Origin of the sequence: Marinobacterium litorale DSM 23545 (genome assembly GCF_000428985.1) — a bacterium.
Taxonomy (GTDB): Bacteria; Pseudomonadota; Gammaproteobacteria; order Pseudomonadales; family Balneatricaceae; genus Marinobacterium_D; species Marinobacterium_D litorale.
The window spans coordinates 21648-35302 of the sequence record NZ_KE386829.1 but is presented as its reverse complement, the minus strand read 5'-3'; the positions used below and the strand labels follow the sequence as shown (position 1 = coordinate 35302).

Annotated in this window: 13 protein-coding genes and 1 tRNA gene; 8 read left to right on the top strand and 6 right to left on the bottom strand. The window is 57.9% G+C overall.

The window, feature by feature from the left end; all coding sequences use genetic code 11:
* Positions 1-84: 84 nt before the first annotated feature.
* The gene (gene nhaR, locus G403_RS0121230; RefSeq protein ID WP_036234977.1) at positions 85-1011 is read left to right on the top strand and encodes a transcriptional activator NhaR; all 927 of its coding nucleotides are present in this window, start codon (positions 85-87) and stop codon (positions 1009-1011) included.
* On the opposite strand, the gene G403_RS0121225 is transcribed toward nhaR, so the two are convergent.
* Together G403_RS0121225 and rpe are read right to left on the bottom strand one after the other, a co-directional pair.
* Entirely contained in the window at positions 979-1653 is a 675-nt protein-coding gene (locus G403_RS0121225; RefSeq protein WP_027855753.1) for a phosphoglycolate phosphatase, read from the bottom strand. The two genes, nhaR and G403_RS0121225, sit on opposite strands and share 33 nt — an antisense overlap.
* Positions 1653-2324 carry a ribulose-phosphate 3-epimerase gene (gene rpe / locus G403_RS0121220; RefSeq protein WP_027855752.1) on the bottom strand — a complete coding sequence of 224 codons (672 nt, stop codon included), beginning with the start codon at positions 2322-2324 and terminating at the stop codon, positions 1653-1655. The genes G403_RS0121225 and rpe overlap by 1 nt, the downstream gene beginning before the upstream one ends.
* Before the next feature lie 92 nt (positions 2325-2416).
* Between rpe and G403_RS0121215 the strand changes: the two genes are divergently transcribed.
* A complete protein-coding gene (locus G403_RS0121215; protein ID WP_027855751.1) occupies positions 2417-3529 on the top strand; it encodes a DUF3530 family protein in 1113 nt (370 codons plus the stop codon).
* Here G403_RS0121215 and djlA read toward each other — a convergent pair.
* Genes djlA through G403_RS24190 form a run of 3 tightly spaced genes read right to left on the bottom strand, consistent with a single transcriptional unit; the run spans position 3526 to position 6093 of the window.
* Positions 3526-4344: a co-chaperone DjlA gene (gene djlA / locus G403_RS0121210; protein WP_036234975.1), complete on the bottom strand. Its 819-nt coding sequence runs from the start codon at positions 4342-4344 to the stop codon at positions 3526-3528. The genes G403_RS0121215 and djlA overlap by 4 nt on opposite strands.
* Complete coding sequence (gene murU / locus G403_RS0121205) at positions 4331-5026, bottom strand: N-acetylmuramate alpha-1-phosphate uridylyltransferase MurU (RefSeq protein ID WP_425411720.1); 696 nt, start codon at positions 5024-5026, stop codon at positions 4331-4333. The genes djlA and murU overlap by 14 nt, the downstream gene beginning before the upstream one ends.
* A 5-nt stretch (positions 5027-5031) precedes the next feature.
* On the bottom strand, positions 5032-6093 hold the full coding sequence (locus G403_RS24190) for an aminoglycoside phosphotransferase family protein (protein ID WP_245578412.1): 1062 nt from the start codon (positions 6091-6093) through the stop codon (positions 5032-5034).
* A gap of 145 nt (positions 6094-6238) precedes the next feature.
* Here G403_RS24190 and G403_RS0121195 point away from each other — a divergent pair, with 145 nt between their 5' ends.
* Genes G403_RS0121195 through apaG form a run of 5 tightly spaced genes read left to right on the top strand, consistent with a single transcriptional unit; the run spans position 6239 to position 12462 of the window.
* A complete protein-coding gene (locus tag G403_RS0121195; protein ID WP_027855748.1) occupies positions 6239-8971 on the top strand; it encodes an LPS-assembly protein LptD in 2733 nt (910 codons plus the stop codon).
* Positions 8958-10253, top strand: a complete 1296-nt coding sequence (locus G403_RS0121190) for a peptidylprolyl isomerase (RefSeq protein WP_027855747.1) — start codon at positions 8958-8960, stop codon at positions 10251-10253. The genes G403_RS0121195 and G403_RS0121190 overlap by 14 nt, the downstream gene beginning before the upstream one ends.
* Positions 10250-11254, top strand: a complete 1005-nt coding sequence (pdxA, locus tag G403_RS0121185) for a 4-hydroxythreonine-4-phosphate dehydrogenase PdxA (RefSeq protein ID WP_211232726.1) — start codon at positions 10250-10252, stop codon at positions 11252-11254. Before G403_RS0121190 ends, pdxA begins: the two co-directional genes overlap by 4 nt.
* On the top strand, positions 11254-12069 hold the full coding sequence (rsmA, locus tag G403_RS0121180) for a 16S rRNA (adenine(1518)-N(6)/adenine(1519)-N(6))-dimethyltransferase RsmA (protein ID WP_027855745.1): 816 nt from the start codon (positions 11254-11256) through the stop codon (positions 12067-12069). Before pdxA ends, rsmA begins: the two co-directional genes overlap by 1 nt.
* Positions 12070-12075: 6 nt before the next feature.
* Complete coding sequence (gene apaG, locus G403_RS0121175; protein WP_027855744.1) at positions 12076-12462, top strand: Co2+/Mg2+ efflux protein ApaG; 387 nt, start codon at positions 12076-12078, stop codon at positions 12460-12462.
* Here the strand turns inward: apaG and G403_RS0121170 are convergent, their stop codons facing one another.
* The gene (locus G403_RS0121170) at positions 12463-13326 is read right to left on the bottom strand and encodes a DUF72 domain-containing protein (RefSeq protein ID WP_245578411.1); all 864 of its coding nucleotides are present in this window, start codon (positions 13324-13326) and stop codon (positions 12463-12465) included.
* Positions 13327-13465: 139 nt separating this feature from the next.
* Here G403_RS0121170 and G403_RS0121165 point away from each other — a divergent pair.
* Positions 13466-13542: transfer RNA gene (locus G403_RS0121165), tRNA-Met, on the top strand.
* Positions 13543-13655 lie beyond the last annotated feature (113 nt).

The window sequence follows — 13655 nt, the reverse complement described above, 5'->3', positions numbered from 1 at the left end:
AGACTGCATGAGCAAGATCAATTATAGTGATCCAAAACAGATATAAAATTCGAATTTAATCACCCAATTATTCGGTTTTTTCGAATGAAATTTCACAACCTGAACTTTCGTCACCTGCGTTATTTCATGGTGGTGGCCCAGGAAGGCAGTATCGCCCGGGCCAGTGAGCGTCTCAACCTGACCCCCCAGACAATTTCCGGCCAGCTTAAGATGCTGGAGGAAACCATCGGAGTCGAACTGTTTGAGCGCACGGGCAGACGACTGGAGCTCACCGATGCCGGTCGCCAGGCACTGGAGTACGCGCAGGAGATTTTCAGTCTGGGTGAAGCGATGCAGCGCCAGCTCCATCAGGCAGAGCCAACCAGCCTCTCATGCGCCATCGGAATCGCCGATGTGGTACCTAAAAGCATCGCTTATCGTTTGCTTGCCCCGGCGTTAGAGCTGGATGACCCGGTACGACTGGAATGCAGGGAGGGTTCGATGGAGGCCTTACTGGGCGACCTGATCGCCAGCCGGGTTGACCTGATTCTGGCAGACCGGCCGGTGGATGCCGGTGCACATATCCGTGCCTTCAACCATCTGCTCGGCGAAACCGGGATCAGCATGTTTGCCGCTCCCGAGCTGGCGTCCGCGTATCGTCCCGGGTTTCCACAAAGCCTGCAAGCCGCTCCGCTGCTTCTCCCCACCGATGATACAGTCGCTGGAGCGAGTATCATGAAATGGATGAGCGCCCGGCAGATCGAGCCAGATATCCGGGTCGAATGCGTTGACAGCGCATTGATCGACACCTTTGGCCAGGCGGGAACCGGCGTTTTTTGTGGCCCCTCGGTCCTGGAAGCTGAACTTCAGCGTCAACACAAGGTGGAACTGATTGGTCGTCTGGAGGGAATTCGTGAGCGCTACTACGCGATTTCTCTTGAGCGCAGAATTCGCCACCCGGGCGTTCAGGCAATAACCCACCGGGCGCGCGAACTCCTGTCAGATACCCATGCCAATCAACTGGGCCAGTGAAGAGATCACATAATCCGCCCCGGCTTCATCGATAGACGCGCCCTGATTATACCCATAGTCAACGCAGACCACGGGACACCCCGCCGCCCGTGCGGCCTGAACATCGACATGCGAGTCACCGACCATCAATGATCCCGTCGGCGTACTTCCCAACACCTCACAGGCATGCAGGATTGGGCGAGGCGAGGGTTTCTTTTCATTCAGCGTATCACCACTGACGGTACACCCGAAATAGGCCTGCAACCCCAGCTTAGCCAGCAAAGGCTCGGTAAACACACGGGGTTTATTCGTGACCACCGCCATCGGCACACCCGCGTCTCGCAGATGTTCCAGTAGTTCGGCAACCCCCGCATACACGCGACTGGTACGGCCGTTGTTCTGTGCGTAAGCGGCCATAAAAAGTTCCATGGCAGCCGGCAGAAGCGCTTCCTGCTCCACTGTCAGCACACCCTCAAGACCGCCGCACAACGACCGTTCGACCAGCCTCTGCGCACCGTTGCCGACCCATGTACGCACTTGCGATTCGCCCGCCGGGGGCCGACCCAATCCGGTCAGCATTTGATCGATGGACCGCGCCAGGTCAGGAACGCTATCAACCAGTGTCCCATCCAGGTCGAACAGCACCGACTCCACTGAGCTCATCACCCGACCTTGGCCAGCTCAGCACGCAGCGCGTCGATGGTGGCGCGGTAATCCTCGGTGTTGAAAATCGCCGATCCGGCCACAAACGTATCGGCTCCTGCCCGGGCAATTTCGGCGATATTGGCAACACCGACGCCGCCATCCACTTCCAGCCGTATTTCACGACCACTGGCTTCAATCCGCTGCCGAACCGCACGCAGTTTATCCAGCGTTGCCGGGATAAACTTCTGCCCTCCAAAGCCAGGATTCACGGACATCAACAGGATCATGTCCACTTTATCCATCACATGATCCAGATAATGCAGCGGCGTTGCCGGGTTGAATACCAATCCCGACCGACATCCACCATCGCGGATCATCTGCAGCGAGCGATCGATATGCTCGGACGCCTCGGGGTGAAACGTGATGTAACTGGCACCGGCTTCGATAAAATCACCGATCAGTCGGTCCACCGGCTTGACCATCAGGTGCACATCCACCGGAGCCGTAATGCCGTAATTCCGCAGTGCCTTGCAGACCATCGGGCCGATGGTCAGGTTGGGCACGTAGTGGTTATCCATCACATCAAAGTGAACGATATCCGCTCCGGCGCTGAGAACCGCTTCCACCTCTTCGCCCAGTCGGGCAAAATCAGCCGAGAGAATCGAAGGCGCTATCTTGTAATCGGGCATGAACAAACCATAGGCAGTAAATAGGAGTCGCTATTGTACAAAAGCTCGTCAGCCGATTCAGCCTTCGCATCGTTACCACGGATAAACAGCCGATGAGACAGCTCCTGAGTCACTTGTTTTCACTGAGCATTGTGTTCGGACTCTGCTTGCCAAACGGTTACGCAGCCGAAGAAACGCCTGCCGAAGGTGCAGCTCTGCCGGACGAAACAACACAAAGCATCGCCGACCTCTACAAAGTCCAGCGCACTCAGGCCGGCGCCTTACCCATGGAGTCCCGTCTGCGCCAACAGCTCCCCATGGACACCACCGTGCTTACAATGGAGGTGGGTGACGAACGCTTCTACGCCTTGCGTCAGGAGGCCGACCGCGCTGATCCGATTGGAGCTCTGTTGCTGCTACCAGACCCCGGCATCGATGAGGGCTGGGTGGAACAGTCAGCCGCGATCCGTTTCGACCTGGCCCAGAAAGGCTGGCTCACGCTGGTCATGCAACCGCCCGTGCCGGACCAGCCGACGCTCCCTGAACGCACTCTGCCCGTTATGAAAACCATTGCTGTCGGCCAAACCAGCGCTAACGGCGAGGCGACCGGCGATCAAGCGCCGACGGAGCCGGCACCGGCATCACAGACAGCAGATTCAGAATCTCCAGAAACCGGCGCCGGCCAACCCGCACCAACAGCTCCACGAGCACCTTTCGGTGAGCGCTTCAACGAACGGATAAATCTGGCGCTGGAGGAGCTTAGAGAGCCCCCGGTCGAGCCGGTGACCCTTGTTGCGTTTGGACGCTCAGGACCCTGGGCCGCTGACTTTATTGCCAACAACCTGCAATTGAATCTGGACCTGGTCCTCATCGACCCATTACCCTCGTCCGCCGCAGACGGGCCTGCACTGGGCACCCTCTGGCCACAACTGAGCAACACCCGAATTCTCGACATCTACCATGACCCGCTGCCCGGCTACCCCCAGGCGGGGCCGGATGCGCGCGTCCGCCGTGCAGCAGCACGACGAGCCGAAGTGTCCGGTTACTACCAGTCTAGAATGGCCACCCCGTTCACCGGGTGGCGTGATGAGATGCCCTGGCTCAGCCGTAAGCTACGCGGACTGCTGGAGAGCCGTATCCTGCAACCGATGGCAGACGCTAAACGTCTGGAGAATAATGTCCAGTCCAAGGCACAAAGGGAGCTCAAGCCCGGCACTATAAACTAGAGCCCTCGGGATCGCCGGATCTGTTCATAAGCCGCTTGAATCTCCTGGGTTTGCTCTTTCGCCAGTTGAATCATCTCTTCGGGCAGCCCCTTCGCAACCAGCTTATCCGGGTGATGCTGGCTCATCAAACGACGCCAGGCCTTTTTAACCTCGGCATCGGACGCCTCCGGTGATACACCCAGAACCCCATAAGCTTCCTCCAGCGAAGGGCCGGAACTGCCAGCCTGATGGGCACGGTAGGCATGCTCCCGAAACGCCTGCTCAGCCCGCATGCGATTAAGCAGGGCTTCCATCTCCGCCTGAGTGAAACGTAAATGATTACAGATCTCCCCCAGCAGCTTCTGCTCAGCCGGGCTGATTTCACCATCGGCCATGGCAGCCTGAAGCTGTATTTCCACAAACATCAATTTCAGGTTGGAGCGGTTTCGCAGCAGGGCCCCCAGAGGACGCAACACCTGCCCCATGTCGAAGTCCGCCTGCTTACCCTCGGTGAAAAAGCCGATCGCTTCCTGACGCTTCGGTTCCGGCAGATTCATACGCGCCATCACTTCACGCGCATACTGAATTTCAGTTTCGGTGACCCGCCCATCCGCCTTGGCCACCTTTCCCATCACTGAAAAGGTCGCGCGGAAAAACAGCTGCTGAGGGTTATACGCTGACAACCCCTTGCGCAGAGACTTTTCCAGCAGGAAACCGACGCCGGCACCCAACACCAGACCGACGAATCCGCCGCTGAACAACCCGATGACACCTCCAATCAGCAAGCCCGTTCGGTTGCGGTAAAGCTGCTCGCCCACTCCTTCAGCCTTTAACATTGAGTTCGTCTCCTTTCATACGTGACTCCAGCGCTGCCAGTCTTTGGGGGGTGCCAATATCATCCCAGAACCCCTGCAAACGGGTACCCGCTACCCGCCCCGGCTCAATCGCAGTGCGCAACAGGGGAGCCAGAGGTGCCGAGTTACCCGGGACCAGAGCCTCAAATAAAGATGCCCTGAGCAGGCTCATACCTGAAAAAGTCAAACGCCGATCACCCTGTGCCTTGACCTTTCCGTCGGGATCGAGGACAAAATCACCACGCGGATGCCAGGAAGGGTTTTCAACCAACAGTAAGTGAGCCTGCTCATTATCTGACAGCCCGATACCACGCATCTGTGAACCGGTAAGATCGGTAAACACATCTCCGTTTACTACCCAGAAGCAGTCATCCAAGCGATCCGCCAGCAGCGGAAGCGCACGACGAATTCCACCCGCCGTTTCCAGCGCGGACTCTTCTGCGGAATACAGTATCTCACACCCCCAGCGGCTGCCGTCCCCCAGATGACTCTCGATCTGTTCGCCCAACCAGGCATGATTGACCACAATCCGGTCTACACCCAGTTCAACCAGTCTCTCCACCTGATAATCGATCAATGCTCGCCCCGCCACGGTCAGCAGGGGCTTGGGCGTTTTTAATGTCAGTGGGCGCATACGCGTACCCAACCCCGCCGCCAGTATCATGGCCCTCACAACGTGCTTATCTCCCGGTCGATACAAGCCCTATCCCAGGCTTCATGGTCTCTCATCGCAGGCAGCACCCGCTCGGTCAGCCAGTTTTTCAGATCAGCAAACTCCGGATATGATCCGCAAGCCCGATAGAGGTATCCGAACGTGCGGGGGATATCCTTCAGGTATCCGGGCTTACCATCGCGCAGACTCAGCCGCGCGAAAATACCCAGCACCTTGAGCTGACGCTGCATCCCCATCAGATCAAAGTGACGTCGAAACAGATCAGGGGCCGGCAGGCTCAACCCAGCGGTAATCAAGCGCTGACGATGCGCCTCGACCCATCGACTCATGTCCGCATCGGGCCAGCGAACATAGCTGTCTTTGAGCAACGAGACCAGATCGTAAGTCACAGGCCCCTCAACCGCATCCTGGAAATCGATCACGCCCAGTCGCGAAGGCGCCTCTCTTAACATCAGGTTTCGGGAGTGATAATCACGATGCACCGGCACCTGCAACTGAGACCGTGCATTATCGACCAACATCGCTTTGACTCGGTCCAGCAGCTGCGTCTCCGGTGGGCTTAGCTCGATATCGAGCAAACCTGGCAAAAACCACTCATCCAGCAGCGCCATCTCGCGCTGGAGCAGTAACTGATTATAGGGAGGCAACCCCGCAGGGCTTAGCTGCTGGAGCGCGGCCAACGTATCAAGCGCCAGGTCATAAAGCGGGTCCGCTGAATCTTCATCCAGCTCAGCCAGCAACAGGCGATCCCCGAAGTCCTCAAGCAGCATAAACCCCTGAGCCAGATCCGCAGCAATCACCTCAGGCACCGGTATTCCCTGAGCTCGCCACGCCGCCGCAATCTCCACAAACGGCAAACTGTCTTCCTTTTCCGGTGGCGCATCCACGGCAATCCAGCTGCGGCCGTCCGCCCTTGCCCGAAAATACCGGCGAAAACTTGCATCCCCGGAAACCGGCATTAACCCTGAGGAAAACCCCGACTCTCCCCGCTCGGCCAGGCGCTCGCCCACCCAGACCGTCAGCCCTTGCAGGCGCTCGCCCATCACTGTTCTCTCCACTGTGATACCTCAGCCCCACATTGGGCCAACAGCGGCAGGTTCCTAAGCCAACACAACCGCTGTATCATTCATTGCTCGGTATGGTACTCGACTTCGGGGGCGGCAATAAACCGACCCTTACAGCGCGCAATTGGAAAGCCACTAGATGCCCTTTAACAGAGCCCACTCGCTGACACTGCTGACACTGACCACGGCGTTGGGCGCAGCCCCCGCTTTCGCCGAGACTGATCAGCGACTCTGGAACTGTAACCTGACTCCGGCGGACGAATGGGAGTGCGACGTCAATGAAGCGTTAATGGAGGGCAGTGACGAACCTGATCAGCGCCCAAGCCCCAGCTCCCAGGCCGACACCGACAAACACGTTGATACCCGAGCCTCACAGCCTAAGCCCTCGCCATCAGCACGGGCCACACTACCGGCAAGCACTGAAACCACAGCAGATGCATCAGCGCCAGAGGAATCCGTTGCCAACGTAGCGCCGAAAACTGGCCAGGCGCCTCTACAGGCGCAAACCGGGTCTGCTCAGTGGGACTGTAACGCCGAGGGCGAGCACTGGGCTTGCGCATCACAGCCGGTGGCTGCAAACCGGGCACCCAAACCCGGCAACGTTAATTCCACAGCGCTTGCACAGACAGGAGCACAGCCCTGGGCTCACCTTGACTGGTATCTCTGGTCACCGGGCGAAGCGGGGTATGGCGGCACCTGCTCAGGGCGCTATATAGAGCCCGAGTTGAACCTGATTGAGGCCAATACCACCACCGAGCAACAGACAATCTTTCTGGATGCGCTACGCTCTACCACCATTTTAGGGGGGACGACGCAGCTGGAAGGTGGGATCAATGTGCGCCAGGGCGGGCGCTTACTGAGCAGTGACAGTGCGGAGTACGACCCGGAAAGCCGGCAAGCCTCGCTGTTTGGCCAGGTTCGGTATCGCGAGCAGGGTATGCTGATGGTTGCTGACCAGGCCGATGCCGATTTGAATGCCGGGAACGCCAGCTTCACCAACGCCCAATATGTGATGCACGACCGGCATATGCGCGGCAGCGCCGAGCGTATAGCGCGCCACGGAGACTCCCGAGTCACGTTCGAGAGCGGCATGATTACCTTCTGCGATCCGGGCAGCAACGCCTGGTCCATTGCAGCACAAAAGTTAGAACTCCACACCCAAGAAGGCTATGGCGAAGCCTACCACGCTCGATTGGAAGTAGCGGATATCCCCATTCTATATCTGCCCTATTTTTACTTCCCTATCGATGATACGCGGCGCACCGGTTTCCTCTATCCGAGTCTTGGTTACTCCAGCAGTGACGGGCTTGATATCGCCACGCCCTACTACTTCAACCTGGCACCAAACTACGATGATACGCTGACCCCACGCTACATCGAGGAACGCGGTCTGGTGCTGGAAAACGAGTTCCGGTACATGAACCGCTGGTCGATGAACCGGTTGGCAACGGCATATATCGCGGACGATAACGACTATGGTGATGAGCGCTGGGCGCTGGGCGTTTATCACGATGGCAACCCGTTCCGGAACTGGTATTCCAGCATTGATTACAGCCGCACCAGTGACCGCAAGTACCTCGACGACCTGGGCACCACGAACCTGGAAATCCCCAATGCTGATGACCTGAGCCAAAGGGGCGAAATTCGTTACCAGCGACCGAGCTGGCAATTTATCGGGCGTGTCCATCAATATCAGACCACAGACAACGGGGTGGAGCCCTACGAGCGGGTGCCGCAACTACTGGTCCAGGGTGAACAGATCGTCGCCGGGCAGGATACCCAGGCCGCCTATCTGGCCGAATACGCGTATTTTGACCGCGACAACACCACTCTGACCGGCATCGACAAAATCGTTGGCAGCCGTGTACACCTGCGCCCCTCGCTGCGCACTAAATGGGAACGAACCTGGGGCTATATAAAACCCCGCCTGACCTACTGGCACTCGCAGTACGACCTCAACAACCAGCCCGCCGGATGGGCGAATGATCCCAGCGTTGGTGTGGCCGTGGCCAGTTTGGATACCGGGCTCGAGCTCGAACGTCGTTACGGTGCGCTCACACAGACACTGGAACCACGCCTAAAGCTGATCAGCGCCGGGGACGAGTCGCAAACAGAACTGCCGAACTTTGACAGCGCTCGACTCGACTTTGATTACAGTAACCTGTTCCACGAAACCGGCTACAGCGGTAACGACAACATCGCGGGTACCCAGCAGGCAACCCTGGGCCTGGCCAGTGGTTTCTACGCTGAAGATGGTATCGAGCAGGGCCGTATCGCCATGGCCCAGGCTCACTACTTCCAGGACCGCGATCCGAACAATGGGCTGCGCCCCGGCGACAGGGACGGCACCGAAACCCGTTCCAATATTGCGCTGCTGGCACGCTGGAATCTGACCCCCGCCCTGCGATTGGCTCACGACAGCGAAATCGATGACAACTCGCCGGAACTGTTGCAGCAAAACTACCGTCTGACCTATCAACCGGACGACCAGCGGCTGCTCTATTTCAGCTACCGGGACAACAGCGGCAGTCAGTTTGATGACCCATGGGATGAAGTCAGACAGACCGATGTTGCCTTTATGTGGCCGCTATCCCCGGCATGGCGCATGATTGGTCGCTGGCAGGAGGACCTGTTGCGCGATGAGAATCTGGAGACGCTGCTCGGTCTTGAATACCAAAGCTGCTGCTGGAAAACCCGAGTCACCGCAAGACACTGGGTCACCGACACGGACGACGTAAATACAATGGAAACCGATACCGGCCTCTTCGTGCAGTTTGTACTGCGTGGACTGGGAAGCTTCGGCCAGGATGGTGGCCGCAAGTTCCTGGAAGAGATTACGGGTAATAACGAGGACGCACATGAAACGTTTTAAGCAGGCGCTCGGCGGATCTCTGCTGGGCTTCGCACTGGCCTTTTCCACCCCAACGTTTGCTGCGCAGCTACTGGATCAGGTGGTCGCCGTGGTCAATGACGACATTGTCCTGCAGAGCGAGCTCGAGGATCGGTTTGCGATGGTGCGTGAGCGGATTCTGGCTCAGAATACCCAACCGCCTGCCGATGCGGTGCTGCGCGACCAGGTCCTGGAACGTCTGATTCTTGAACACATCCAGCTACAGATTGCGCAGCGCCAGGGCATCCGGGTCAGCGACCAGGAACTCAACGCAGCTCTGGAGGATATCGCCAGTCGTAACGGCATGACCCTTGCCCAGTTCCGTGAAGCACTGATTGCCGAGGGCAGCGACTATGCTCAGGCACGGGAACAGATTCGCCGTGAGATGATCCTGGGCCGGGTACAGCAGGCCAGTGTCAGCCGTCGAATCAACGTTTCCGAGCAGGAACTGAATACCTACCTGGCTAACCAGGAAAATGCCGACAATACCGAGTACCTGCTGAGCAACATTCTGGTCTCCATCCCCCAGAGCGCCTCACCGGAGATGATCCAGCGTGCGCGTAGCGAAGCGGATGCGCTATACCAACAGCTGCAGGAGGGCGCATTATTCAAACCCATGGCGATCGCCAACTCCGATGCGTCCAACGCATTGAATGGCGGCGATTTAGGCTGGCGTGCGCTCAACGAACTGCCGCAATCCATTGCTTCTGCAGCGCGTTCACTCCAGCCCGGCGGATACTCACCACCTGTCCGTACACCGGCAGGCTTCCATATCCTCCACCTTCGCGACAAGCGGGGCGGTACCGAAGCACTGGTCGAGCAGACACTGGTCAGCCACATTCTGATCAGTCCAAGCGAGATCCGCAGTAACCGTCAAGCCCGTGCGCTGGCGTTCGATCTGTACCGCCGCCTGGAAGAGGGGCAACCCTTTGCGGAACTGGCCCGCCAGTTCAGCGACGATCCGGCCAGCGGCTCCCAGGGTGGAGACTTGGGCTGGACCCAGCCGGGCCAGATGGTGCCGGAGTTTGAACAGACCATGAACGATACCGCTGAAGGTGAGATCAGCGAGCCTTTCGAGTCGCGCTTCGGCTGGCATATTTTGCGGGTCGATGACCGCCGTACCCAGGACTTTAGCGAAGAGATGCGCACCAACGCAGCTCGCTCGGCGATTCGAAAACGCAAATTTAACGAAGAACTGGACAACTGGCTGCGAGAGATCCGCTCGCAGGCCTATATTGAGCGTAAAGAGGTCGACACTCTGTGAGTTCGCCCCTGAGACTGGCAATTACACCGGGCGAGCCGTCCGGCATTGGACCGGACCTGTGTATTCAGATTGCACAGCAGGCCCATCCGCATCAGCTGATCGTGATCGCAGACCCGGAGCTGATGCGTGCACGGGCCTTGCAGCTGGGCCTGCCACTGACTCTGGTAGAACTTGACCATCAGGCGCCTCCCGTTGCCACGCAGGCAGGACAACTGTTTATTGACGCCATCCCCACCTCAGCGCCAGTTCAGCCGGGCCTGCTCAACCCGGCTAATGCACCCTATGTGTTATCGACTCTGGAGCGGGCGACCAATGGCTGCTTAACCGGGGAGTTCGACGCCCTGATTACGGCCCCCGTACACAAAGGTGTCATCAATCAGGCGGGCATCGCCTTCAGCGGCCATACAGAGTTCCTTGAGGCGCTAACCAATACCAACAAAGTGGTCATGATGTTGGCCACAGACGGTCTTCGGGTCGCTCTGGCAACCACTCATTTGCCGCTGGCAGCGGTACCCAGTGCCATAACCCGACCACTGCTGAACGACGTATTGCAGGTCCTGATAACGGACCTGAAAACATACTTCGGCGCCACCCGGCCTCGTATTCTCGTCTGCGGGCTTAATCCACACGCTGGAGAGGGCGGTTATTTGGGACGGGAGGAGATCGATACGATCACGCCCGTGCTTGAGTCTTTCGACGCGTCGGAGGTCGAGCTGGTGGGCCCCCTGCCCGCGGATACCCTATTTACCGAACACAACCTTCAAGGTGCCGATGCTGTCCTGGCCATGTACCACGATCAAGGCCTGCCGGTACTCAAATACAAGGGCTTCGGGCGCGCCGTGAATATTACCCTGGGGCTACCGATCATTCGCACCTCTGTCGATCACGGTACAGCCCTTGAGCTGGCCGGAAGCGGCAAGGCCGATGCCGGGTCACTGCTGACTGCGCTCCAGTACGCCGCCGACATGGCCACCACCCGAAACAATCAAGATACCCGCTGATGAGTAAAAAGCCCCCGATGCACAAAGCCCGTAAACGTTTTGGGCAAAACTTCCTGCATGATGCCGGTATCATCCAGCGCATTATTCGTTCGATTGCCCCCAAGCCGTCAGACCATCTGGTGGAGATAGGCCCCGGGCTGGGCGCTATCACAGAGGAGTTATTGTCAGAAGCAGGCGCATTGGACGCCATCGAGCTCGACCGCGACCTGATACCCGTCCTGCGCACCAAATTTTTCCGGTACGAAGATAACTTTCGCATTCATGAAGCCGATGCACTTAAATTCGACTTCCGAACATTGCAAACGGACGAGCGTCCACTGCGAGTGGTGGGTAACCTGCCCTATAACATTTCAACGCCTCTGATCTTCCATCTGTTGAGCTTCACAGACCTGGTTCAGGATATGCATTTCATGCTCCAGAAAGAGGTTGTTGAACGATTGGCCGCGCAGCCCGGTGAAGAACACTACGGCCGGCTCGGCATTATGGCGCAGTATTACTGCCAGGTGGACAAACTGTTTATTGTACCCCCCGGCGCTTTTCAACCAGCCCCCAAGGTGGATTCGGCGATTGTGCGTCTGACACCGCATCAAGCACTGCCCATCCAGGCACGCAATGTGGACTGTCTTCAAGATGTGGTGCGAACCGCCTTCAACCAGCGCCGCAAAACATTACGAAACAACTTGAAACCGCTGATCGATGGCCCCACATTGGAATCACTGGGAATCGACCCACAGCTACGACCGGAACGCCTGTCATTGGCAGAGTTTGTCCGCATAGCCGATAGTATCAGCGAAAACGACCAAGAGGACTCTTGAGCGCTAATGGACCCTTTCGAATACGGCCGCAACATAACGATCGATGTCTTAACCTCCTACCTACCGGATCAGTCGGATCCGGACGCACACCGTTTCGTGTTCTCGTATCAAATCACTGTCACCAACCACAATCCAGAGCCTGTCAAACTGATCAGCCGCCGCTGGTTGATTACCGATGGCAATGAGCAAGTCCAGGAAGTTGAGGGTGAGGGCGTGGTTGGCGAGCAGCCAACGATCGAGCCGGACGATAGTTTCAGTTATACCAGTGGGACCGTGCTGGCCACCGAGGTAGGCAGTATGCAGGGACACTACGAAATGATGACCGACGATGAGCAAACCTTCATTGCGCCAATCCCGCCGTTTACCCTCGCACAACCCAACGCGCTGCACTGACTAAAATAACCCTGCCTGTTTGACCTTGGCAATAGGCCAGGGCCTAAAGCCGCTCACCTTGATGCGCGCCTCCAACTGCGCCGCGAAGGCGGCGGCCAGCTCCGGTGCGTCCGCATTATCCGGCGTGTGGAAAAAGAGCCAGGGCGTGCGTCCCTGCTCGATCCAACGAGCAACCCGCTCGACCCAAAAAACAATCTGTTCGTTGGCAAGCCGCCAATCCAAAGGGGTAATAAAACGCACCATCGGCGATGCGCCCGTCGCCGATACAGGTAGTGGCAACCGAGGCTTGCTCGCCAGCGCCTCCCGTGTCACCGGATCGCTGCCTGGATATTCAAACAGCGTCCGGGTATCGAATGCGACTCGATTCACGCCCGCACCTGCCAATAGCTCCGTAAGCCGTTTATCCGCGTCTCCGGCGGCGAAAAAATCGGGGTGACGCACCTCCACGGCCCAACGGAACCCTGCAGGCAACCTGAGCAAGAAACGCTTCAATGCCGGCAATGCGTCTGGACTGAAGGCCGCAGGCAATTGCAACCAAAGGAGCCCCAGCCCCTCGCCTAATGGCGTAAGCCGACGCATGAACTCAAGCAGGTCCGAATCGGCATGATCCAGGTACCCCGTATGGCTTATGGTTCTGGGCAATTTAAAGCAAAATCGAAAATCGGGCCCAACCTGTTCCTTCCAGCGCGCTACCGCCTGCGCCGAAGGCAGCCCGTAAAAGGTGGTATTCCCCTCCACACTATTAAAGCTGGCGGCGTACCCGGCCAGCTCCGCTCCACGCTCGGCCGTCGCCAGAACCGTCTCGTGCCAGTGCGGATGGCTCCACTGCGGCAAACCGATATAGTAATGAGGAGCCATCATCATCGTCCGTTCTTCAAGTACCGAATCTCAGGAGAGGACCTGCCCGCCGGCAGACTATAAACAGACTAACAGCCTCGACTTATATTTTCACCCTACCTATTGACGCAACAAAAACACACGCGTATAGTTTGCACCACGTTGATGCGGGGTGGAGCAGTCTGGTAGCTCGTCGGGCTCATAACCCGAAGGTCGTTGGTTCAAATCCAGCCCCCGCTACCAAATTTAAGAGAGGCAGATCAGCTACTTAGCGGTCTGCCTTTTTTGTTGCCGGTAATACAGTCCCCGCCAGCTCGTCGGGCTCAGCTCTTCACAAACCCGGCGAAGGTCGTTGG